Source organism: Pseudonocardia sp. ICBG1034 (genome assembly GCF_020131375.1).
Lineage (GTDB): Bacteria > Actinomycetota > Actinomycetes > Mycobacteriales > Pseudonocardiaceae > Pseudonocardia > Pseudonocardia alni.
Genome location: NZ_JAHLEK010000010.1, coordinates 37089 through 57771 on the forward strand (window position 1 = coordinate 37089; position 20683 = coordinate 57771).

A 20683-nucleotide genomic window follows, 5' to 3' on the forward strand; every position below is an offset into this window, starting at 1 on the left:
GACCAGCGTAGGCACCGTGGTCGGCAGAGCTGGTTGCCCGATCGCGGCGGCGTAGTCGCAGAACAACGCCCACTCCCGCCCGTAGCCGGCACCTGCGGCGTCCCGGGGCGGTGATGCGGCAGGCCCCGGACCCGCACGATCGGTCACCGCTCGATTTGCCGGGTCACTCATGGTTCAGGACCCGGTCCAGCGCCTCCCGGCCGGCCGGTCCCCAGGCCGGTTTGCCGCCGGGTAGGCCGCGCTCGCCGTTCTGGCCCATCAGCATCAGGAACAAGCTCTTGAGCAGCGCCAGCCCCCGAGCACGCCGCATCGTCGCCTCGTCGACCGCTCGGTAGGCGAAGAAGAAGTGCTCGGCCATACCCGCTGGGAGCAGCACCCAGGCGGCCGCGAGATCCACCGCGGGGTCGCCGGCGAACAGGGCCCCGAAATCGACCACCCCGGTCAGCGTCCCGTCCGCGATGACGACGTTCGCGGGGTGCAAGTCGCCGTGCACCCACACCCGCGGCCCGGCCCACCCGGGCGTGGCGACGGCGTCCTCCCAGACCGCACGAGCTCCGGCGGTATCGACATCGAACGCGGCTGTGTCGATCGAGCCCAGGAAGTGCTCGAAGCCTCCGGTGCTGTCGCGGGGGTGGGCACCGAGGCCAATGCCGTCCTCGGGTGCGTCGTCGGGTGCCGGACTGTGCAGGGCCTGGAGGAACGCGGCGAGGGTGTCAGCAGCGTGCTCGGGCCGGGCGATCACCCCCTGGTCCAGCGGGCAACCGGGCACCCAGGTCATGACGGTCCAGAGCTTCCCGAAGCGCTCACACGGCGTGCCGGTGCGGACCGGGACGGGGATCGGTAACGGCAGTCGCGGCGCGAGCTGGGGTAGCCAACGCCGTTCCTTGAGTTGCGGCTCCGGGGTGGTGTCCATGCGTTGGATCCGCACCGCGAGCGTGTCCCCGAGGCGCCACATCTGGTTGCCCCAGCCGCCCTCGACCTCACCGAGAGGTAGACCTGCCAGGTCGGGATGCTGGTCCTGCAGCAGCTCGCGGACCAGGCCCTCGGTGATCTCCGGCTCGGTCTGCGACACGCAACAGACCGTAGCGGGGCATGCCGACACCGAGACCACACCAGGCCAGCCCGCGCACTGCCCGGACTTCACCCGCACCCTCGCTCAGCACACTTAGTGAACAGGCGCCGTGAAGCGATCGTGTCGGGCCGCGGGCACGAGTGCGGTCGCGGGCACGAGCGCTCGGCGGCAGCGCGCGACTCGGCCGGCCGCGGCCGAGCGCTGTAGCTGCACTGGAACCGCGGGCATCGCGTGAACCGGTTGTTGCCGAACCGGACACCGCGGTAGTTTCTGGGAACCGACCTACCTGATCCGCAGGGGAGTCAGCGCGCTGCCGCGCGTCTCCGGCCAGGAGGTCGCCCCCACGGACGCCGATCAGCCCGATCTGTGGCGATCGCAGGGCAGCCCCGCGCCGATTGTGCTGTGGGACATGCTTGACGGTCCGATGCCGCGAGGGCTTCTCGGTGTCGGTGACCCGAACGTCCACCTCGTCGATGACCGGTGGACCCTGTTCGTCGGCGGCTTCACCACCACGTTCCGCAACCGCCTGTTCCGCGCGCACCTGGTCGACGAGGCGACCGGTCCCAGCGGTCCATGGCGGGTCGACCGCGCCCCTCGGGGCCGGGCCCGACCGCTGACCGCCGACCCGCCGAAGGGCAGTCGGGACGCTGCGGGCATGCACACCCCGAGCTACGTCCCGCCGGCTGCGGGCAACGGCGCTCGGATCTATTACTCGGGCCGCGCGAACGCCAAGCTTTACGGGCCCGGGAGCAGCTACGCGATCGGCGTGCTGGAGCACACCGACGGCCAGTGGCAGCGGCGCGGAAAGCCGGTGCTGGAGGGCAGCGCCCCGCGGTGGAGCGTGCTCGAACCGCGCGTCATTCACTCCAGGGGTCGCTACCGGATGTGGTATCAGGCCAACCCGCACGAGATCGGTCCCGGCGAGCACCCCGACTACGAGCTGCAATGCGTCGAGAGCGAGGACGGCCTGACCGGTTGGACGCCGCCGCGCGTGTTCGCCGGACTGGACGAGGGCTTCTTCGACATCGCGATCGCGCCGCGCGGCGACAGGTGGGTGATGCTGCTCGCACGCGGGTCCGACCTGCACAACACGGGCGGCTTCCCGTCCCCGGCGCTGTGCGAGAGGACCGTGATGTCAGACCCCGTCATCGTGGCAGGAACCGCCCTGTCTCGTCAGCTGCAGTCGGAATTGCAGAGCGCACGCGATGCCCGCCGAAGCGAGTGGGTCGAGCGGGAGAACGAGGCCCTGACCGCCCTGCGGGTCCTGGCCACCTACCTCGCCTATCATCCGGGAAGCGCCACCGCCCGAGCCATCACGACAACGCTGGCCCGCAGTATCGCTAATCCGGGGGAAGACATGTCTCCCGGAGAGCATCCACTACCCTCGTCGCCGAGCATCAATACAGCAGAGGGTGACACGGTGGCGCGAATTGAAACGGTACAGCTGATCGACGACCTCGACGGCGCGACCGCTGATGAGACCGTCGCTTTCACCCTCGACGGGAAGCAGTTCGAGATCGACCTCAATGCGGCCAACGCAGCGACGCTCCGGGACAAGCTCGCCCCGTTCGTTTCCGCCGCGCGAACCGCAGGAGGCAACCGGCGCGCACAACGTCGCGACGCTGCCACGGCGGCGGGCTCGACCGAGGCCCGGCGCCACAACCAAGCGGTGCGTGTGTGGGCTCGGGAGAACGGATACTCCGTCTCCGCGCGGGGCCGTATTCCTGCCGAGGTCGTCGAGGCCTACCGCGACCACGACTCGAACACCTCGCCGTCCGCGCCGGAGAAGGCCGCGCCGACGAAGCGGCCACAGCCCGCCCAGTTCAGCGGATAGTCCCGCGCGCCGGCCTACATCGACGGCGCCCGGGGCGATCGGTGGTGGTTACACCGAGCCGATGATCGGCAACAGAGTCCGGCGAGGGCGACCGCTTCGACGGCGAGCGGTCCGTCGCGGCCGTCGGTCAGGCGTGCGGCCGTGGCAGTGCCGACGTCGTGCACGGCGACCGAGGTCGCGTCGAGGTGCAGCAGACGGCGGCGGGGGTGGTGCCACGCGTTCGGCGGGGACAGCAGATGAGCCCACGAGGCCGTCGCAGAGACCGCTCCGTCGGTGTCGATCGCGGCGGCGAACGGGTGGCACCGGTCGACGACGACCGCGTTCCCACCGATTGCACGCGCAGCGCCGACCGCGAGTTCCGAGCGCCCCGCAGCAGATCCCGTCCTCATCACCCGAGACCGTGGTGATCGATCAGCGCCTGCTGGTCGGGATGGACCGTGTCGGCCCACGGCAGTGGCAGACGGGCGTCCCCGGCCAGGTCCGCTTGTTCGTGGAGATCGGAGACGGACAGCCGCTGCGAGGGGTCGAAGCCGTAGGTCTGCGGTGTCCTGACCGTTCGCAACGCGATGGTGTCCGGCTCGACGTCGACGGCGACGAGCTTGACCCCGGCCACCCCGACGTCGCAGATGAACCCGGCCCAGCCCCAAGCGTAGCGGCGGTGGGACAGGACCTTTTCCCGTCCGTCGACCTCGCACGGGATGGTGGGCCATTCCCGCCACCTCTGGGAGGACTCGTAGACGTGGTCGACCTGGGCTTTGTTGAAGCCCTCGGGTAACTCGACGGCGGTTCGGTCTGGGCGCATGCGCTCGGACAACGTGAAGAGGCTGCCGAAGGCGAGCTCCTCGCCCAGCTCGATTCCGCCGGGTCGGTAGGTGTTCGTGCCCACGGAGATGTGGGCACGGCCGTTCTCGACCCGGTGCCCCAGCCAGAGAGTGGTCATCGGGTAGCCGAGCGCGCCTTCGTAGAACTCGACCCAGGTCGGGCCCGTCCACGGGAAGCCCCCGAAGAACGGGAAGTCGATCGGAGGGTGGCCGCGATCGTGGGGTGGAGCAGGTCCCATCGTCTGAGTCTGACAGCTGAGACCACAGGACCGCGATCGCCGGCGGGCCGGCACCGCTACTCCTCAGGTGACGCCAGCCGCGCACTCGACGCGGTCGCGAAGTGGCTGACCTGCCCGCACTGCGCCAGCCCGTTGAACCGCGCCAGCCGCACCATGCGGTGCCCGTCCGGGCATGCGTTCGACATCGCCCGGACCGGGCATCTGTCACTGCTGCCCGGGCGCCGGCGCCACCGCGGCGACACCGCAGCGATGGTCGACGACCGCGAGGCCTTTCTGACCGGCGACCATTACCGGCCGCTGCGCTCCACCATCACCGCTCTCATCTGCTGTGGACCTGGCTGATCATGCCGCTGCCGGTGTACGGCACGCTCTGGGTCCTGATCATCGGGTTCGTCGCGGTCCAGATGCCGCAGGGCTTCCGTGGCATCGCGGCCTCGATCCGGTCCACCGACCGTGACCTGGAGGACAGCGCCGTGATGCTGGGCGCCCGCCGCAGCCGGGCCGTCGCAGTGATCACTCTGCCGCTGCTGCGCGTCGCGGTCCTGTCCACGTTCCTGCTGCTGCTCATGCTCAGCATGCGGGAGCTGACCGTCCCGCTGTTCCCCTACACCACCGACACCGAGATCCTCTCGATCGCCATCTACGACCAGTTCGAGAACGGCGGCGCCCTGCGCGAGGCCTCGGCGACCGCGCTCGTCTACTGCGCGATCATGTTCCTGCTCAGCTACCTGCCCCGCCGGTTCGGCGCGGGCTCCGTAGGCAACGGTGCCTGACACGACTGCGCCCCGGGGACGGTCCCGCCGGCTGCGCACCCTGACCCTGCTCACACTCGCAACCGTGGCCACGCTCCTGGTGTCGGCCTGCGGAGGTGCCGTCGAGAACACCCCCGCGGCGCGGGGCGACCTGGCGTTCGGGGACGAGATCCTCGTCGATTTCGCGTCGGGGAAGCTCCGGCGCGGCGGGTCAGGGCTCGGCGCACAGCCGTAGTTGTCCACCCGGGGTGGACACGGCAGTCCTTCCGGGGCGTACCCTCGTCGGTGTGGTCCCGTCCATGAAGCTCCGCGACGTCGAGCGGGCCCTCCTCACTCACGACTGCCGCGTGCTGTCCGAGGCCGGACCGCACAACAAGTGGGGCTGCCCCTGCGGCGCCCACACCACGCCGGTCCCCCGGCATCGCACCATCTCGCCCGGGGTGGTGCGCAGCATCGGCAAGCGCATGGCGTGCCTGCCGGAAGGGTGGTTGCAGTGAGGTACTTCGTGACCGCGCGCCGGTGGGAGCGCGGATGGGAACTCCACATCGCCGACGAGCACGGCGCCGAGGTCGGGGTGACGCAGTCTCGGACCCTCGGTGGGGCGGAGGCGATGGTGCGGGATTATCTCGCGCTCGACGACCGCGACGGTGACGCCCCGGTCGAGATCCGGCCGGTGTTCGACTCGGCGGTGCAGGAGCGCATCACCGCGGCCCGTGCCCGGACCCGGGCCGCGCAGCTGGAGCAGGAGGCCGCGGCGAAGGAGTCCCGCGCCGCCGTCGCGCTGCTCGACGACCTCGGGCTGTCCGGGACGGAGATCGCTCGCGTCCTTCAGCTGTCCCGGTCCCGAGTGTCGGACCTGCGGAAGGCGTCCCGGTGACGTGGGAAGAGGATAGCCGGTTGGTGGCCAGCGTCTTGAGCGACCGAGCCCGCCAGAAGAACCCGATCAGCAGCAGGGCGCGGTCGCGGGCGCCAGCCAGTTCCGGCTCTGATGGGCGGGTGCGGAAGTCGCGGGTGATGGCGGTGGCTGCGACTAGGTCGAACAGCTGTGGGGGCATCAGCGGCGGCGCCTGATCGGGTGGGGCGCCATGGACGCGCCGGATGCCCTCCCAGACCGTGGTGACCCGGGCCGGGCTGGTCGGGTCGGGTAGGTCCTGCAGGGCGTGGAAGAACCGGACCGCGGCCATGCGCCGGCTCATGGTGGAGACCTTCGCTCCGGCTCGAGCCAGGGCGGTCAGGTACCCGCTGACCGCGGCCGGTGGGGCGGGTGCAGGCGCATGGTGTGCGCCGGCGCACCAGTCGCAGAACTCGTCCCAGTCGGCGCGGTAGGCCTCGATGGTCGCCGCGGCCTTCGAGGCTTGGCCGTAGGCGGCCTCCTCGACCGAGAGCGGGCCGCCGTCGAGGTCGGTGACGGGCACCAGCCCGGCGGCCGCGGCCGCGGCGGTGAGCTCGCGGGACTGGCCATTGGACACGATCAGCCACGGTAGCGGACCGGTCCGGCTTCACCTGGGACCCGCGCCGCGACGACGCAGTGTGCGGCGGTGGCGGCGCTGACTGGCGGTCTCCGAGGTCTCCTCCGGGCCCGGGCAAGGGCCCCTGGGCGCGGGGCGACGACCGTGCAGTGTCCGGCCAGTTCGGCGTGTGCCGGACTACCCGCCATCGCGGCGAGGCAGGTACCGGCGGTAGGACTCGGCGAGCAGCTCGTTCCGCTCCCGGTGCCCGCCGGACCGGGCCTTGGCCCTCAGCCAGGCGGGAGTGAGCAGGGTGAGGACGAGGCAGATCAGTGGAGGCCAGGTTTGTCACCACCGCCCGCCGTAACGGCGCCGACCGCCGCTCGGTACGCCGCCAGACCCGCCACACCAGCGACTCCATGATCGAAACCTACGACCACGCCCCACTCGCTGATAACGCCGTGACCCGGCTCGGGTTGTGAGCCCCGTAGCAGGGCCGTAGCCGCGGGGATCCTGGGTTAGCCTTCTTCTCCAGGCGGCTGCGCCGACCCGCATCCGACCCCCCCCCGTTCCTCTGGTCAGCCCGGTGTATAGATGCGCCATGCTCGAGCTTCTGCCGCCGGTGTACAGCCCCCAACGACGGTAGGCCATAGAGAATGACCCGGCGCTGAGCGGTGCAATACCCCCTGGCGCACGCCAGCCTGGACGGCCCGAGGCCCCACCATCGCAGCAGAGCGCAGAAGCCCCCGGCTACGGCCGGGAGTGGGCGTAGCCGACGGCGCACGCGATGACGACACAATGCTTAGGCGCTACCCTGCCTGCTGCGTGACCGAGGCGCCTGGCTGCGCGCGACTGACCATCACAGCCGGTCCGCCGCAATAATCGACGACGACGAGGTGTCGACCATGGTTCTGGTACCCCTTGCCCGGTTCCCACGATATGCCTCCAGTTGCCGACGCGGACCTGCTGAAGCGGATGCAGGTGACGAGCGTCGTGGAGCGTGAGGGGCTCGCGGATCAGGTGCCGGAGGATTGCATCGTCTTCGACACCGTGACCGAGCGCGCGGCCTCCCCCCTCGCACCAGGCGACTACCTCGCCGTCGGGCTACGGATCCTCGACGAGAACGGAAGCAATCGCGCCCTGTCGGTACGACGGGTGTGCAACGAGCTGGGTAGTACTACCGGTTCTTTCTACCACCATTTCCCGACATGGTCGGCCTACCTCCGGGCGGTGGTCATGCGATGGGTGGAGACGCACCACAACGCGATACAACAGCTCGCCGGAGCCAACCCGCCGGACCCCGCCAGGGTCATCCAGGTACTGCTCTCCCACCCACCTGCGCTGGAGCGCGCGATCCGATGCTGGCCGGGCGAGATCACAGTCGCAGCAGTCGCGGCAGTCGACCTGATGTGGCAGGACGTCATCGTTCGCGCAGCCCATGGCGAAGACGACACCCCTGCGACGGCTGACGCCGTCCGGGCCGCGACCGTCGTGCGGGCCGTTGCGATGGGACTGGCATCGACAGGGACGTTCTCGTGCGACCGGCGCGACCTGGTCTCCTTACTCGCCCGGCATGTGGAGATTGTGACCGGTCATGGTCGTCTACGGTCGCATTGACGGCCCCGCATCCGGCGAGCGGCCTCGACCAATTAGCGCAGCTGACCTTAATTGAGCCAAGATTTACTGTGCCGATCTAGATATCTAGATTCAGCGGCAGCCACGTAGCTGGATCATTTAGACTCCGACGATCTTGTTCTGCGTCTCGCACTCTAGCTGCGCCGCGGCGGGCCGCCGGGTCAAATGACGAGCTGCTGACCCACATCTTCCCGGCCCCGCTCGGAGAGCGTGAACTTTTTCGGCGTGGTCTGGTACAACCCCCGCCGACGCCACAGCAGCATCGGCCACCTCGCCCCCGCCGACTACGAATGACTTCACGCCATCGCCGCTACCGCGGCATGATCAGCACACGGATCGTGTCCGGGGAACCGGGTCAGGCTCCCGAGCGACCAGCGGGTGATGGTCGCGTCGTCAGCCCGAGGGCTGTTGGTGTTCCGATGTAGCGGTCCACGATGGTCGCAATGAGAGCGGCGGCCTCCTCGTTGGGGTGGAGCGGGAGGACGATGTGGCTGATGGCCAGTCGTGTGGCGGTCTCGGCGGCGTGGCGTGCGGTGGCCGGGTCGACGTCGGGGCGTGCGGTCAGGATCGCTCCGGCGAGTCGTTGGCGGGCGACGTTGATGACCGGTCCGGCGTCGCTGGTCAGCAGGGGTAGCAGTTCGTCGCGGCTCTCGGCAGTGAGGACAGCCTTGAGCAGCGGGTCGGCTGCGGCTGTCTTGAGGGTGTAGAGAACGGCCGCGCGCCATTGCCCGACGATGTCGTCCGCCCGCGTCAGAGCATCCTCGACACCGGCGAGGAACTGCTCGGTGAGCCGGAGGACGAGCGCTTGGGCGAGTCCGTGCTTGTTGGTGAACGCGTTGTAGAGGGTCTGGCGGCTGACGCCCACGCGGGCGGCGACGGTCTGCATCTGCAGGCCGTCCCATCCGTGAGCGGCCACTTCCTCGGCGGCGACGGAGAGGGCAGCCTCGATGGTCTGACGTCGTCCGCTGTCATCCGCAGCCCTCATGGCTCTGGAGTGTACTGATCTCCCTCAGAACTGGACACATCGTATCTGTACGTCTTGACACCTGGCGGCGCTGCGCCCATCGTGCGCTCATGGCTGATGTCCGCTGGTGGGCCGTTCGAGTCCTGGACCCTGGGTACTGCGCCGCCGAAGGCCGGGTCGCCCGATGAGCTCGGCCGCTGGGGCAGCAGGAGAGGCCGACGTCGCGTTGGAGCAGGGACTGCTTGAGACCTTACTCAGCGATTCCCGCTTCCCTCACCTCACCGTCGCAGGAGCGCCGCAGTGGCGGCGCGCCCTGTCCTTCCGCGGACTCGACCAACTTCCGCTGCGCCCGGGACGTGAAGATCCCGGGTGCGGGTCGCCCGCCTCGCCCACGGCGGTGCTGCGGTGACCGCGACGCTCGCCCACGCCGTGTGGGACACCGAGGAGCGCCGTGAGCTGCGGGCCCTGGTCCGCCGCTTTACCGAGCGGGAGATCCTGCCCTCCCTCGCGGCGTGGGAGGACGCCGGTGCGATGCCGCGCTCGCTGCACGCGCGGGCTGGAGCGCTGGGGCTCCTGGCGCTGGGATTCCCCGAGGCGGTCGGCGGCGAGGGCGTGCACCTCGACTCGGCGATCGCTACTGAGGAGCTGATTCTCGCGGGCGGCTCAAGCGGGGTGGTCGCGGGCCTGTTCACCCATGGGATCGCCTGCCCGCACATCGCCTCGTTCGGTACGCCGGAGCTCGCCGATCGCTTTGTTCGTCCCGCCCTGCTCGGCGAGCTGATCGGCTCGCTGGGCATTACTGAGCCGGGCACCGGGTCCGACGTCGCAGGCATCACCACTCGCGCGGTACGCGACGGCGAGAACTACGTGGTGACCGGCGCGAAGACCTTCATCACCTCCGGTACCCGCGCAGATTTCGTTACGACGGCGGTGCGCACGGGTGGCCCCGGCCACCGCGGGATCTCACTGCTGGTGATCGAGACCGACCGCCTCGGGGTGCACCGCACCGCGCTGCGCAAGATGGGCTGGCACTGCTCGGACACCGCGACGATCTCCCTGGACGAGGTGCGGGTGCCGGTGTCGAACCTGGTGGGCCCGGAGGGCAGCGGGTTCCGGCAAATCATGGAGCGCTTCGGCTCGGAGCGGCTCTCGCTCGCGGTCCAGGCAGCCGCGACCGCGCAGCGCTGCGTGGACCTGACGATCGCGTGGGCAAGGCAGCGGGAAACGTTCGGTGCGCCGCTGGCGACCCGGCAGGTCGTCCGACACCGGATCGCCCAGATGGCGCGGCGGGCGACGGTGGCGCGGGTCTACGTGCGGGACGTGTTCGTGCGCTGGGAAGCCGGAGAGGACGTCGTCATCGAACTGGCGATGGCAAAGAACCAGGCGGTCGAGGCCTGTGACTGGGTGGTCAACGAGGCCGTCCAGCTCCACGGCGGCGCCGGCTACTTGCATGGCGTCGAGGTGGAGCGGCACTACCGAGACGCCCGCATCCTCGGCATCGGCGGCGGGACGAACGAGATCATGGACGAGGTCGTCGCGTCGCGACTGGGACTGGATGGCTGATGGTCGCCTTCACCGAGGAGTACACCGCGTTTCGGAGGTCCGTGCGGACATTTGTCGAGCGGGAGATCGACCCGTACGTCGACGCCTGGGAACGCGACGGCAGGTTGCCCACCCACTAGCCGTTCGGCAAGCGCGGCGCACTGGGCTGGTTGGGCCTGGAGTACGACAAGGCCTACGCCGGGCAAGGCGCCGACCACCTGTTCACTGTGGTCCTCTCCGAGGAGATCGGGCGCCCGCTTCCTCCGCGACATGCGGATCATCGACACGATGAACGGCATATAGGGGTCCACCGACGCGCCTATCGGGCCTCCCGGCCACGTCACACCCACGAGCAAAAGTGGACGTACGAGGCTCTCATGTCTTGACATGAGAAGCCTTACCGTCCAATATTCCGCTCAGTGGACGTGATGTCGACCGAGGTTCGTGCGACGAAGGAGTCAGCGATGACCGACCATGTCACCCGCTCAGCCAGCGGCAACCCCGACCGTTCCTACGACGACGTGGACATCTCCTCCCGAGCGTTCTGGTCGACCTCGGCCGACGTGCGGGAGAAGACGTTCGCACTGCTGCGCGAGCGAGGCACGGTTACCTGGCATCCGCCGTTCCAGGAGCAGCTACTCGAGGACGAGCACGACTTCGGCTTCTGGGCGGTCACCCGTTACGACGACCTCGTGGAGGTGACCAAGCGGCACCAGGACTTCCTGTCCGGGCCCGGCATCCTCATGGAGAACCTTCCGGCCGAGTTCGTCGAAGCCGGCCAGTCCATCATCGGGATGGACCCGCCCCGACACACCAAGCTGCGGCGCCTGGTAGCAGCCGCCTTCACCCCCAAGCAGATGCGCCGGATCAACGACCGCATCCAGGCCAACGCCGTGAAGGTCGTCGACAACCTGATCGCCGCGTTAGAGCGCGACGGCGGCCGGACCGACTTTGTCGCTGAGTGCGCCGAGCTGCTGCCGATGCACAACATCAACGACATCATGGGTGTGCCGGACGGCCAGCGACAAGAAGCCGCCCACCACATGAAGGTCGGGACCAGCTGGAACGACCCCGAGCTCGTCGGCGAGACCCGTGAAGAGGTCTTCACCGCGCTGTTCCAGGCGATGACCTACATGCACACCCTGGCCGCGGAGCTGACCGGCCAGCGCCGGGAACACCCCACCGACGACCTGATCACAGCTCTCGCACAGGCCGAGATCGACGGTGAGCAGCTAACCGACCACGAGATTGGCGCCTTCTTCGTCCTGCTCACCATCGCCGGCAACGACACAACCCGGCAGTCCACCAGCCACGGCCTCCTGGGGTTGACCGAGTTCCCCGAGCAGCGCTCGTGGCTGTTGGCCGACATCGAGGGACGGATGCCCGACGCGGTCGAAGAGATGGTGCGGTGGGCGACCCCAATCATGACGTTCCGGCGAACTGCGGCCCGGGACTGCGAGCTGGCCGGCCAGAAGATCACCGCGGGCGACAAAGTGGTCATGTTCTACAGCTCGGCCAACCGGGACGAGACACGCATTGAGCGCCCCCACGACTTCGATCTCTCCCGCCACCCGAACCCGCACATCAGTTTCGGCGGCGGCGGCATCCACCACTGCCTAGGCAACCAGCTCGCACGCTTCCAGCTCAAGGCGCTTTTCACGGAGCTGCTCACTCGCATGCCCGACCTCGTCGTCGGGGAACCCGAGCTCACGCCTGGCAACTTCTTCAACGTCGTCAAGCGCTTGCCCTGCTGGCGCCAGGGCTGATCTTTTCGGGTGTCCCTTCGGGCGAAGCTCTACACCATGGTCCGCGCAAACTGAGCGAGCTCATCACTCGGGGGAGTGCGCCTCGAAAGCATCAACGAGGGTTGTAAGGAAGTCCGAGAAGGCCGAATCATCTACGAACTTACCCGGTGCCGAGACGAGAACCGGCGAGAGAAGGACACAATGCTCGAAGTTCGGGTCGACTACAACCGCTGCACTGGGCACGGACTCTGCGAGCTGGAAGCCGAGGACGTGTTCGAGGTCGGCAGCGACGGCGTCGTGCACCTGCAGACCGATCAACCTGCTGAGGAGCACCGCGAGCAAATCAGATCGGCGGCGGCGGTGTGCCCCACCGCCGCGCTGACTCTGCTTGAGTGATCCCATCGCATATCACGGGCACACTTCGACGGAGGCCATGAATGGCACGCTCAGCGGCTGGAACCGATCGCGACGACGAGTGCGCGCCGGCCTCGGGGTCTCGAGAACTGACTCCGCACAGCGATCAGTGCCTGGGCTGTGGCCCCGCTAACCCGGCTGGGCTCGCGATGCGTGTTTTCCGCAAGGATGACGCCGTCCATTCCGACGTCGTCTTCACAGCCCGGCACGTCGGCGCGCCCGGTCTCGCACACGGTGGAGTGGTCGCAACCGCCTGCGACGACCTGTTCGGCTTCCTGCTCTACGTAGTCGGCGAGCCAGCCGTCACCGGATCGCTGCAGGTCGACTATCACTCCCCTGCCGTCCTCGGCACGACCTACAGCATCTGGGCCCGGCTCGAGCGGCGCGACGGCCGACGACTACACATGCACGCGACCGGCACGGACCCCAGCGGTCGGCTCTGCTTCGAGGCCAGCGCTGTGTTCATCGTGGTCCCGCTCGCCCACTTCCATCGCTATGGCTCCCCGGAGGCCATCAGCCACGTCTTCGCTAACCCCTCGACCATCCCAGCTGCGGACACCGACGAACCCGAACTCGTGAAAGGCCAGCCTCTTCCATGACAACGACGACAGACGGGCACGGCTGGATCGGAGTCGAGGACTACCCACATCGTATGGCCGGGCACTGCGGCTCCGGTGCGCTCCGCGACCTGCTCGAGTGGGCCGGTCTGTCCTGGGGCGGCAAACCGCTCAGCGAGGGCACCGTTTTCGGGCTCGGCGGATGCCTCAGCTTCAACTACCTACGCGGACCAGGGCTTGGCACCCCGTTCTACCTCGTCGGCCGTGGCAGCGGTCTGACCGAATCGCTGTCCACACGCCTCGGCATCGCTGGGTTCGCCCATGACACCGACGACCCAGACGAGGGTCGCGCTTGGCTGGACCGCGAGCTCAACGCCGGCCGCCCCCTTCTGTGTTGGGCCGACATGAGCGAGCTTCCCTACCTCCGGGTCCGCATGCAGATGAGCCGCCACGACATCGTCGTCACTGGGTACGAACCTAACCGCCAACAGGTTCGTGTTATCGATAACGACCGTGCCGAACCGCAGGTTATCCCCGCCGCGGCCTTGGCCGCCGCCCGCAGCTCCACAGGCTTCCCCACCCCGACCAGGCACACCTGCTACCCGCTGCGCTTCCCCGACTCCCTGCCCGACCAACGCACCGCCGCCGCGAGCGCTTGCGCGCAATCCGCACAGTCCATGACTGCCCCCACCGACGGCAACATCATCACCGTCCCCGGGGCGCCAGCTGCTGGCCACGGTCTCGGCGGCGTCGCCACCTTCCTCGCCGACCTCGAGGCATGGCCCGACGTCCTCGACCGTACCGGGGAGACCCCCGAGCACGACCTGCACGCCGCCCTGAGCACCCTCGCGGTGTTCATCGAGAAGGCTGGAACCGGCGGCGGCCTATTCCGCCGCCTCCAAGCACAGTTCCTCGCCGAACTCACCGACATCGACGCGCGCGCCCACCCCGCCGCCGTTATCTACGAGGAACTCGCCGGTACCTGGTCAGAGATCGCCGCCCGAGCCGTCGACAAGACGGCGGGTCCCCCGGCCACTCGCTGGCGCAACGTCCAAGACCGCGCCCGCCGCCTGCCACAACTTGAGACCGACGGCGCACATCACCTCCAGGACCTCGCCCGCGTCCTCGCCTCCTGAGGGCTGACCGGCCGCCGCTCGCCGGCCGGACCCCCCTTGGTGCGGTGCCAGGTGGAGGTCACCGACCTTCTGATGATTGGCCATCACGGGCCTGGACGGACAGAGTCGGGTTTCAGGGAATCGGCCGTTCGAGGCGAGATAGGGCGCGCGCAGAAAGGTGCTCATGGGCATCGACTCCGACTAGTTCCACCGCACGAGGGCGCTCGTTGTTCGGCTCAGCTTCAGACAGCGTCGCTCGGTGCCAGGCCCGACTCTTGAAAACAAGTCCGCTGCTCTATCCAGTCTCGGTGATTACTGGGGCGTCGCCCATTCTGGAGGCGGTCGCTACAAATATCCTCCCAGTGCATCGAGCGCATCCGTCCATCTGTTCGCGGTCCAGTTGAAGTCATCGCATGACGTATCGCCGAAGGAGCTCGCATGACCACCCTCACCAACTACGCTCGACGCGCCGTCCGCGAACGAATGTCCTCAGCACTGCTCGCTCCTCTACCTACTGAGATCGATCGGCGCCTGCTCGACCAGGTACGCCATGCGTCGGGCACGCCCCTCGCTGCGCCACCGCCAGGCTCAGGCCTCTTGCCCGTTCTCGGCGATCAGGGCCTGCCTGGGCTCGGCCGCACACTCGAGTACATCCGCTTCGGCTCCGAATTCACTCGTGCGCGATTCGAGCGGTACGGCCCGGTCTCCTGGACCGGGTTCCTAGGTGAGCGCGTCGTCCAGGTCGCTGGACCGGAGGCGACGCACGCTGTACTCACGAACGCCGACAAGGCCTTCTCGCAGGCGGGCTGGCGCTTCTTAATCGACAATTTCTTTCACCGCGGACTGATGCTCCTAGATTTCGATGAGCACCGCTTTCACCGCCGAGTGATGCAGGAAGCCTTCACCGCCGAACGCCTGCGGGGTTACACCGACGAAACCGTTGCCTGCGTCCGGGAGACCGTGCCGACGTGGCGACAAGATGCACCCATCCGCCTCTACCCTGCCCTAAAAAGCCTCACGCTTGATGTCGCCACCCGAGTATTCATGAATGAACGGCCCGGACCGGAAGCCGAGGAGGTCAACAAAGCCTTCGTGGACTGTGTCCGTGCGGCCAGCAGCATCGTGAAATGGGACCTCCCAGGCACACGTTGGCACGCCGGCCTTCGTGGTCGTCGCGTTCTCGAACGGTACTTCCAGGCGAACATCGCCGCCAAACGGGCCAGTAACGGGGCCGACTTGTTCTCAGCGCTATGTCAGGCTCGAACACCGGACGGCGAGACCTTCTCTGATGACGACGTCATCAATCACATGATCTTTCTCATGATGGCCGCCCACGATACATCGACCATCACAAGCTCTGCCGCCGCCTACCTACTCGGCGCGAACCCGGAGTGGCAGGAGCAAGCGCGCGCCGAATCGATTGCGCTCGGAGACGCCCCGCCCGACCGCGCAGCCCTGGAATCGCTGGACACGCTGAACCGCGTGATCAAGGAATCCCTGCGACTTATCGCGCCGGTGCCGGTGGTGATGCGCCGCACCGTGGCGGACACCGCCGTCTGCGGACACCACATACCGGCGGGGCAACTGATCATGGTTGCCGGAGCCGTCAACCATTTCGATCCGTCGTGCTGGAGCGAGCCGGACACGTTCGACCCCGACCGCTTCGCGGAGCCCCGACGCGAAGACAAGAACCACCGAGACGCGTGGATCCCCTTCGGCGGCGGAGTGCACAAGTGCATCGGCATGCTCTTCGGCAGCCTCGAGGTAACCGCCATCATGCACGAGATGCTGCGCGCCCACCGTTGGAGCGTCGACCCCGCGTACCGCCCGCGCTGGGACAACACCTCCCTACCGGTCCCGGCCGACGGACTACTCATGCACCTTCGCCCTCTGCACTGATCACCTCACCTGTCAACCGACCGGCACATGGACGAGCTGCGGTGACTGGGACTGTCCGGTCTTGGATGTAACGGGTCCGACACGCCAAGCGCAGCTCGGCGGGAGGAACAGCTATGACCAGCACGATCGAACTTGTGCCCGACCGCATTGATCAGCGACAACTCGCCCAGCAGCTCGTGGAAGCGGCTCGCGCCGACGGCGTGGAGCTCGTCGGCCGGGCGCGTTGCTCGCCGGGCTGACCAAGGCGGTGCTGGAGACCGCGCTCGAGGCCGAGATGAGCGAGCACCTGGGCTACGAGCCTCACGACCGGGCCAGACACGACAGCGGCAACTCCCGCAACGGCACCCGCGCCAAGACCGCGCTGACCGAGATCGGCCCGGTACGAATCGAGGTCCTGCGCGACCGCGACGCCAGCTTCGACCCGGTCAGGACCCGGGCCACGCACGCCTCCACCACACCGGCCCCGACCAGCAGGAACCACGCTAGCGCGTGATCATCGGCAGCCGACCCCGGCCCCGGACTGGGTCCCCGCACCCCGGACACGCCAGGCAACAACACCAGAGTGCGATAGCTACTCACTTTTCCTTGGTGTCGCGCCCCTTAACGGCACCCCGTCTTGCGGCAACGGTTGGAGCGGTAGCGATGCCGCGGCCAGGACAACACCCGGGCCTCCCACCACTCCGCCGACGACCACTCATCACGGCAGCTCAGCGGCAACCTGTCTCGGTCCCGACGCCACGCCGGGCCCCGTCCAGCTCAACCTGGGGCAGTTGATCTAGCGGGAGTGGAGAGACTCAGTTTGCGCCATCAGGGCTGAGGTCGGGCACGGTGTTCCCGCGATAGATGGCGTGGGCGACCGTCAGGACCAGGACCGCGAGCACGACCAGCTGGACCGTGACCAGGAGCGTCTCATCGTGGCTCTCCCTCGAGTGGCCGGGTGCACGGTGGTGCACCTGTAGGTCTAGCAGATGGGTACGACCGTCACGCCGACCTCGAGCTGTGTCCAGGCGGTGTCGGCGGTGATCGCGGGTCCGGTGAGGCGGGTGGCCAGGGCCAGGCAGCACCGGTCGCCGAGCGAGAGTCCGGCGGTGCGGGTGGCCGGCCACAGGGTGGCGTCGGTGGCGGTGACCGGTTCGATGCCGATCCCCAGGGTGCCTAGCTGGCGCAGGGTGCGGTCGGCGTCGACGCCGCGCTGGGACAGCTTCTGGTAGACGGGTTGCTGTTAAGGAGCGCGACACCAAGGAGAAGTGAGTGGTTATCGCTCCTCTGCGTGATCGGCTGCGTGTCCAGTGAGCGGATCTGCGCTGGGGGCCCGGGATCGGGCACCGGTGATCACGCGCTAGCGTGGTTCCTGCTGGTCGGGGCCGGTGTGGTGGAGGCGTGTGTGGCCCGGGTCTTGGAGCTCGACGAGTTGGTCGAGCACTTCACGTTGCTGGCTGATGAGACGGCGTTGTTGCGCAACAAGGCCGGGGCGACTCGGCTGGGGTTCGCGCTGATGCTGAAGTTCTTCGTGCGCGCGGGCCGGTTCCCGGCGGGGCGTTCGGAGTTCGGTGACGAGGTGGTCCAGTTCGTCTTCGGCCAGGTCGGGGTGCCGGCTTCGGAGCTGGGTTACTACGACTAGTCGAGCCGGACGGCTCGGGTGCATCGGGCCGAGGTGCGCCGGGTGCTGGGGTTTCGGGAGTGCTCGGTGGAGGACTCCGAGAAGCTGATCGACTGGCTGATCGCGCACGTGGCGCGGGCCGAGCGGCGCCCAGAGCTGGTGCGGGAGGTGCTGCTGGGGCGCTGCCGCGACGAACGGATCGAGCCGCCGACACCGGATCGGGTGGGGCGGATCGTGTCGGTCGCGCTGTACCGGGCCGAGGAGACGCTGTTCGACCGGATCGCCGGACGGCTCGCCGCCCCGCAGTCCACGCGAGTTCGCGAGCTCGTCGACGCCGCCGTGGACACCGCGGTGGACGAGGGCGACGCAGCGGCCGTGGTGGAGCTCGACCAGGACGCCGTCGACGACGCAGACGACGCCGGCGCAGCCGGTGATGCGGGCACGGTGACCAGGTCGGACGCGGCGGGTGCGGGTCCGGAGCTGCTGGGATCCGCAGCGAGCAGGGCGCGGTGAGCTTAGAGAGCATGCTCACCGAGATCGACAAGCTGACCGCGGTCCGCCAGGGCCGTGTCGGGTGGGGAGCAGACGCTGCGGGAGCTGGTCCACGAGTACAAGACCAAGGGGCCGGTGTATCAGCACACGGTGCGCACGACGTTGCGCGCCTCGTACACCAACCACCACCGGCGTGGCCTGATCCGGCTGCTCGACGTGCTGGAGTTCCGGTCGTCGAACACCCACCGCCCGGTGCTGGACGCGTTGGAGCTGATCGGGCGGCACGCCGCGTCGGGAAACCGCTCCTACTACCCCCTCGATGAGGACGTCCCGTTCCATCCGGGGCTGGGCGGGAACTGGGAGCCGCTGGTGTGGCGCAGCGACACCCGCGGCCGGCGCCGCGTGGTGCGCAGCGCGTACGAGATCGCGACGTTCCAGGCGTTGCGCGAGCGGTTGCGCTGCAAGGACGTCTGGGTGACCGGGGCGCAGCGGTGGCGCAATCCGGACGCCGAGCTGCTGCCGCGGATCAAGCAGATCAACCGCGTGAAGCTCTACCGCGCTGGCCCCGGACAGACCGACCGCCACCCGAAGCTCGCCCCGGCGATGACCCGCCCGGTCCGCTGGCTCCGGCACCGGATCTGTCCGATCCCGAACAGCGCGATCCGTCCTGAGCAGAGGTTCACACCGGGGAGTCCGACCGTTCCCCCACCGAGGTGAGATGGACGAGTTGCTGGAGCTCGGCGGTCATCGCCTCGCGCAGAAGATGGTAACGATCTGACAGTGCGTAGCGGGGTGACTTGCGGTCGGGGTAGGTCCAGACCGGGCTGTGGCGATGCGCGGGAGGCTCCCACTCGTAACGTGGATGCACGTGTGCGTGAAGATGCTCGAATGAGTTTCCGAGTATCTCGTAGTTGATTCTTCGGTATCCACTGTCGAACCGCTGGCACACGTTCGCCACGGCCTCACCGAGGATGGACATGTCCATCGGGAAATCGGCGCGTTCGACCCTGTCGAGATCACTGAGATGATTGGCCGTGCCTGCATAGAGCAACAGGCTGTAGCCGGGAAGGTGCTGCGTGTCTCCGATGACCGCCCAGCCCGTCGACATACGGATCATGACCGTCGGGTTCTCGCCTCGCTCGGCGGCCGCGATTCTCTCGTACATCCGTCCCCCTTCATGAGGGTTCACCGTTTCGCGCGGATCAGCTTCCACTCTGCCTGCAGTTCCCCGATGCGCAAGGATGCTGACACCCAGCACCGCCGCGCCGGTCCGAGCTCGCGCCAGCTCGAGGTATGCCGGCCGTCGCTATCGACCGACGGAACCGTCGATCTGTTCGCGCAGGATGTCGGCGTGGCCGGCGTGGCGGGCGGTCTCGGTGATCATGTGCTGCAGGATCCAGCGCGCTGTGGCTCTGAGCTCACCGCCCGGCGGCCGCACCTGCACCCGGTCGAGGTCGTCCCAGCAGTCGAGGATCGTCTCGGCTTCGGTGATGGCGTTCCGGTAGTCGGCGATCATGGCGCTGATCGGACGCCCCGCTGGGGGCGCCGACACCGCCGCCCAATCGTCGACGGTCAGGCCGCAGAACCAGAACCGCTCAGACGCTGCGAGGTGAGTGACGATCCAGGCAATGCTGGTTCCAGAGGGAACCCCGGCCCGGCCGCCCGCATCGTCGGAGACATCCAGTGCCTTCCGGATCACTCCGTCCCGCATGTACCCCAGGAACTCCTTCAACGTCGCCAGCTCACCAGCGCCACCGAGAACCTCTGCCGCCTGGTCTCCGGCATCTGCGGCCCAGCTCCGGGTGTCGCCGTCGGCCGGGTCATCCGCGGGGTCGCTCACGCAACGAGTCTGCCTCTACCGGCCAAACATGAGCATCACCCCACTTACTCCTCGATCTCGCCTCGCAGTCCAGGACCCGAAAGCCCCTGACGGTGAGCAGACGCGAGATCAGATGTGGTCGCCCGCGTCCGTCCGGGTCTCCGCGGTCCGGGCGAGTTCGTGCAGGTGGCGGGCGAGTGCGCGGACGTAGTCGCGCAGCTGTTGCTCGTCGAGCTCGTCAGCAGCGCTGAGCAGGCCGTCGCCCAGCCACTGGAATCCCGCCGATGTCGCGAGGTTCGCCGGTACCCGCCCCGGAACGCGCGGTTCGGGGTCGAGGTCAGGCTGGTGTGGCCGCAGCGGGAGAAGTGCGAGCGCGGCGCGGCGCTCGTCGATCAGGCGGCGGGCGATGATCAGCCACACCGTGCGGTAGCCGGGCAGTTCGGTCCCGTGCCCGTCCCACGGGACGAGCTCGGCGGTCTGCTCGCCGGCCTGCTGGTGGAGTTCGGCAACGAAGGCATCGCCTCCGAGAGCCAGGGCGTCCGCGATGAGCGCGTCCTGTTCGTCGGGGGCGTAGTTCATCTCGCGGACCGTAGACCTGCCGCGGGACGGGTCCGCCGCTGCGTCGTCTCGTCGGGGCTCATGTCGCCGAACAGTAGATCTACAAAAATGGATCGACTAGCCTTCTCTGTACCGAAGAATGGATGCAGATGATGCCTGCTTACGGGCGGCGGCGCC

23 protein-coding genes and 3 pseudogenes are annotated in these 20683 nt (G+C 68.4%); 18 read left to right on the top strand and 8 right to left on the bottom strand.

The window, feature by feature from the left end; genetic code table 11:
• Positions 1-163: 163 nt before the first annotated feature.
• Positions 164-1072: an aminoglycoside phosphotransferase family protein gene (locus tag KPF22_RS00690; RefSeq protein ID WP_100877184.1), complete on the bottom strand. Its 909-nt coding sequence runs from the start codon at positions 1070-1072 to the stop codon at positions 164-166.
• A 409-nt stretch (positions 1073-1481) separates the two neighbouring features.
• Between KPF22_RS00690 and KPF22_RS33515 the strand changes: the two genes are divergently transcribed.
• Positions 1482-2906: an Lsr2 family protein gene (locus tag KPF22_RS33515; RefSeq protein ID WP_374107442.1), complete on the top strand. Its 1425-nt coding sequence runs from the start codon at positions 1482-1484 to the stop codon at positions 2904-2906.
• 388 nt (positions 2907-3294) lie between these two features.
• Here KPF22_RS33515 and KPF22_RS00700 read toward each other — a convergent pair whose 3' ends face one another.
• Positions 3295-3966, bottom strand: coding sequence for a hypothetical protein (locus tag KPF22_RS00700; protein WP_100877183.1), 672 nt, complete (start codon positions 3964-3966; stop codon positions 3295-3297).
• Positions 3967-4022: 56 nt separating this feature from the next.
• The gene (locus KPF22_RS31720; protein ID WP_255624023.1) at positions 4023-4151 is read right to left on the bottom strand and encodes a hypothetical protein; all 129 of its coding nucleotides are present in this window, start codon (positions 4149-4151) and stop codon (positions 4023-4025) included.
• Here KPF22_RS31720 and KPF22_RS33520 point away from each other — a divergent pair.
• From KPF22_RS33520 to KPF22_RS00720, 5 genes are all read left to right on the top strand, one after another.
• A complete protein-coding gene (locus tag KPF22_RS33520; protein WP_357461251.1) occupies positions 4120-4308 on the top strand; it encodes a putative RNA methyltransferase in 189 nt (62 codons plus the stop codon). The two genes, KPF22_RS31720 and KPF22_RS33520, sit on opposite strands and share 32 nt — an antisense overlap.
• A 2-nt stretch (positions 4309-4310) precedes the next feature.
• Positions 4311-4739, top strand: coding sequence for an ABC transporter permease subunit (locus KPF22_RS00705; RefSeq protein WP_224400933.1), 429 nt, complete (start codon positions 4311-4313; stop codon positions 4737-4739).
• A 64-nt stretch (positions 4740-4803) separates the two neighbouring features.
• The gene (locus tag KPF22_RS00710) at positions 4804-4953 is read left to right on the top strand and encodes a hypothetical protein (protein ID WP_157818134.1); all 150 of its coding nucleotides are present in this window, start codon (positions 4804-4806) and stop codon (positions 4951-4953) included.
• Positions 4954-5017: 64 nt separating this feature from the next.
• Complete coding sequence (locus KPF22_RS00715) at positions 5018-5215, top strand: type II toxin-antitoxin system HicA family toxin (RefSeq protein ID WP_100877226.1); 198 nt, start codon at positions 5018-5020, stop codon at positions 5213-5215.
• Positions 5212-5595: a hypothetical protein gene (locus tag KPF22_RS00720; RefSeq protein WP_224400982.1), complete on the top strand. Its 384-nt coding sequence runs from the start codon at positions 5212-5214 to the stop codon at positions 5593-5595. The genes KPF22_RS00715 and KPF22_RS00720 overlap by 4 nt, the downstream gene beginning before the upstream one ends.
• 292 nt (positions 5596-5887) lie before the next feature.
• On the opposite strand, the pseudogene KPF22_RS33525 reads toward KPF22_RS00720, so the two are convergent.
• Positions 5888-6187, bottom strand: a pseudogene (locus KPF22_RS33525) (site-specific integrase); the annotation flags it as partial.
• Between the two features lie 960 nt (positions 6188-7147).
• Between KPF22_RS33525 and KPF22_RS00730 the strand changes: the two are divergent.
• Positions 7148-7783 carry a TetR/AcrR family transcriptional regulator gene (locus KPF22_RS00730; protein WP_157818132.1) on the top strand — a complete coding sequence of 212 codons (636 nt, stop codon included), beginning with the start codon at positions 7148-7150 and terminating at the stop codon, positions 7781-7783.
• Between the two features lie 373 nt (positions 7784-8156).
• Here KPF22_RS00730 and KPF22_RS00735 read toward each other — a convergent pair whose 3' ends face one another.
• A complete protein-coding gene (locus KPF22_RS00735) occupies positions 8157-8786 on the bottom strand; it encodes a TetR/AcrR family transcriptional regulator (RefSeq protein ID WP_100877180.1) in 630 nt (209 codons plus the stop codon).
• Between the two features lie 384 nt (positions 8787-9170).
• On the opposite strand from KPF22_RS00735, the gene KPF22_RS00740 reads away from it, so the two are divergent.
• The 11 genes and pseudogenes from KPF22_RS00740 (at position 9171) to KPF22_RS00785 (ending at position 18846) form a co-directional block, all read left to right on the top strand.
• Positions 9171-10328, top strand: a complete 1158-nt coding sequence (locus tag KPF22_RS00740; protein ID WP_100877225.1) for an acyl-CoA dehydrogenase family protein — start codon at positions 9171-9173, stop codon at positions 10326-10328.
• Positions 10328-10693: pseudogene (locus KPF22_RS00745) on the top strand (acyl-CoA dehydrogenase family protein). Before KPF22_RS00740 ends, KPF22_RS00745 begins: the two are co-directional and overlap by 1 nt.
• 78 nt (positions 10694-10771) lie before the next feature.
• A complete protein-coding gene (locus KPF22_RS00750) occupies positions 10772-12073 on the top strand; it encodes a cytochrome P450 (protein ID WP_100877224.1) in 1302 nt (433 codons plus the stop codon).
• A gap of 75 nt (positions 12074-12148) precedes the next feature.
• Positions 12149-12448: a ferredoxin gene (locus KPF22_RS00755; RefSeq protein WP_224400934.1), complete on the top strand. Its 300-nt coding sequence runs from the start codon at positions 12149-12151 to the stop codon at positions 12446-12448.
• 167 nt (positions 12449-12615) lie between these two features.
• Complete coding sequence (locus KPF22_RS00760) at positions 12616-13065, top strand: PaaI family thioesterase (RefSeq protein ID WP_224400935.1); 450 nt, start codon at positions 12616-12618, stop codon at positions 13063-13065.
• A 53-nt stretch (positions 13066-13118) separates the two neighbouring features.
• Positions 13119-14159, top strand: coding sequence for a BtrH N-terminal domain-containing protein (locus KPF22_RS00765; protein ID WP_208622863.1), 1041 nt, complete (start codon positions 13119-13121; stop codon positions 14157-14159).
• Between the two features lie 417 nt (positions 14160-14576).
• A complete protein-coding gene (locus KPF22_RS00770) occupies positions 14577-16037 on the top strand; it encodes a cytochrome P450 (RefSeq protein ID WP_100877177.1) in 1461 nt (486 codons plus the stop codon).
• Between the two features lie 113 nt (positions 16038-16150).
• Positions 16151-16276 carry a hypothetical protein gene (locus KPF22_RS31725; RefSeq protein ID WP_255624024.1) on the top strand — a complete coding sequence of 42 codons (126 nt, stop codon included), beginning with the start codon at positions 16151-16153 and terminating at the stop codon, positions 16274-16276.
• A complete protein-coding gene (locus tag KPF22_RS00775) occupies positions 16261-16530 on the top strand; it encodes a transposase (RefSeq protein ID WP_374107443.1) in 270 nt (89 codons plus the stop codon). Before KPF22_RS31725 ends, KPF22_RS00775 begins: the two co-directional genes overlap by 16 nt.
• A gap of 891 nt (positions 16531-17421) precedes the next feature.
• Positions 17422-18150: pseudogene (locus KPF22_RS00780) on the top strand (DUF4158 domain-containing protein).
• Between the two features lie 54 nt (positions 18151-18204).
• On the top strand, positions 18205-18846 hold the full coding sequence (locus KPF22_RS00785; protein WP_100877173.1) for a hypothetical protein: 642 nt from the start codon (positions 18205-18207) through the stop codon (positions 18844-18846).
• Here the strand turns inward: KPF22_RS00785 and KPF22_RS00790 are convergent.
• The 3 genes from KPF22_RS00790 to KPF22_RS00800 form a co-directional block, all read right to left on the bottom strand.
• On the bottom strand, positions 18809-19294 hold the full coding sequence (locus KPF22_RS00790; RefSeq protein WP_100877172.1) for an HIT domain-containing protein: 486 nt from the start codon (positions 19292-19294) through the stop codon (positions 18809-18811). The genes KPF22_RS00785 and KPF22_RS00790 overlap by 38 nt on opposite strands.
• Positions 19295-19435: 141 nt before the next feature.
• A complete protein-coding gene (locus tag KPF22_RS00795; RefSeq protein ID WP_208622862.1) occupies positions 19436-19969 on the bottom strand; it encodes a DUF664 domain-containing protein in 534 nt (177 codons plus the stop codon).
• Between the two features lie 108 nt (positions 19970-20077).
• Positions 20078-20527, bottom strand: coding sequence for a hypothetical protein (locus KPF22_RS00800; protein ID WP_100877171.1), 450 nt, complete (start codon positions 20525-20527; stop codon positions 20078-20080).
• Between the last annotated feature and the right edge of the window lie 156 nt (positions 20528-20683).

Bases quoted from the DNA above. Each gene is read 5' to 3' on its own strand.
- KPF22_RS31720 (WP_255624023.1), bottom strand. From the start codon at position 4,151: ATGTCGAACGCATGCCCGGACGGGCACCGCATGGTGCGGCTGGCGCGG.
- KPF22_RS00705 (WP_224400933.1), top strand. From the start codon at position 4,311: ATGCCGCTGCCGGTGTACGGCACGCTCTGGGTCCTGATCATCGGGTTC.
- KPF22_RS00760 (WP_224400935.1), top strand. From the start codon at position 12,616: ATGCGTGTTTTCCGCAAGGATGACGCCGTCCATTCCGACGTCGTCTTC.
- KPF22_RS00765 (WP_208622863.1), top strand. From the start codon at position 13,119: ATGGCCGGGCACTGCGGCTCCGGTGCGCTCCGCGACCTGCTCGAGTGG.
- KPF22_RS00715 (WP_100877226.1), top strand. From the start codon at position 5,018: ATGAAGCTCCGCGACGTCGAGCGGGCCCTCCTCACTCACGACTGCCGC.
- KPF22_RS31725 (WP_255624024.1), top strand. From the start codon at position 16,151: ATGACCAGCACGATCGAACTTGTGCCCGACCGCATTGATCAGCGACAA.
- KPF22_RS00790 (WP_100877172.1), bottom strand. From the start codon at position 19,294: ATGTACGAGAGAATCGCGGCCGCCGAGCGAGGCGAGAACCCGACGGTC.
- KPF22_RS33515 (WP_374107442.1), top strand. From the start codon at position 1,482: ATGCTTGACGGTCCGATGCCGCGAGGGCTTCTCGGTGTCGGTGACCCG.
- KPF22_RS00700 (WP_100877183.1), bottom strand. From the start codon at position 3,966: ATGGGACCTGCTCCACCCCACGATCGCGGCCACCCTCCGATCGACTTC.
- KPF22_RS00750 (WP_100877224.1), top strand. From the start codon at position 10,772: ATGACCGACCATGTCACCCGCTCAGCCAGCGGCAACCCCGACCGTTCC.
- KPF22_RS00800 (WP_100877171.1), bottom strand. From the start codon at position 20,527: ATGAACTACGCCCCCGACGAACAGGACGCGCTCATCGCGGACGCCCTG.
- KPF22_RS00735 (WP_100877180.1), bottom strand. From the start codon at position 8,786: ATGAGGGCTGCGGATGACAGCGGACGACGTCAGACCATCGAGGCTGCC.
- KPF22_RS00770 (WP_100877177.1), top strand. From the start codon at position 14,577: ATGACCACCCTCACCAACTACGCTCGACGCGCCGTCCGCGAACGAATG.
- KPF22_RS33520 (WP_357461251.1), top strand. From the start codon at position 4,120: ATGCGGTGCCCGTCCGGGCATGCGTTCGACATCGCCCGGACCGGGCAT.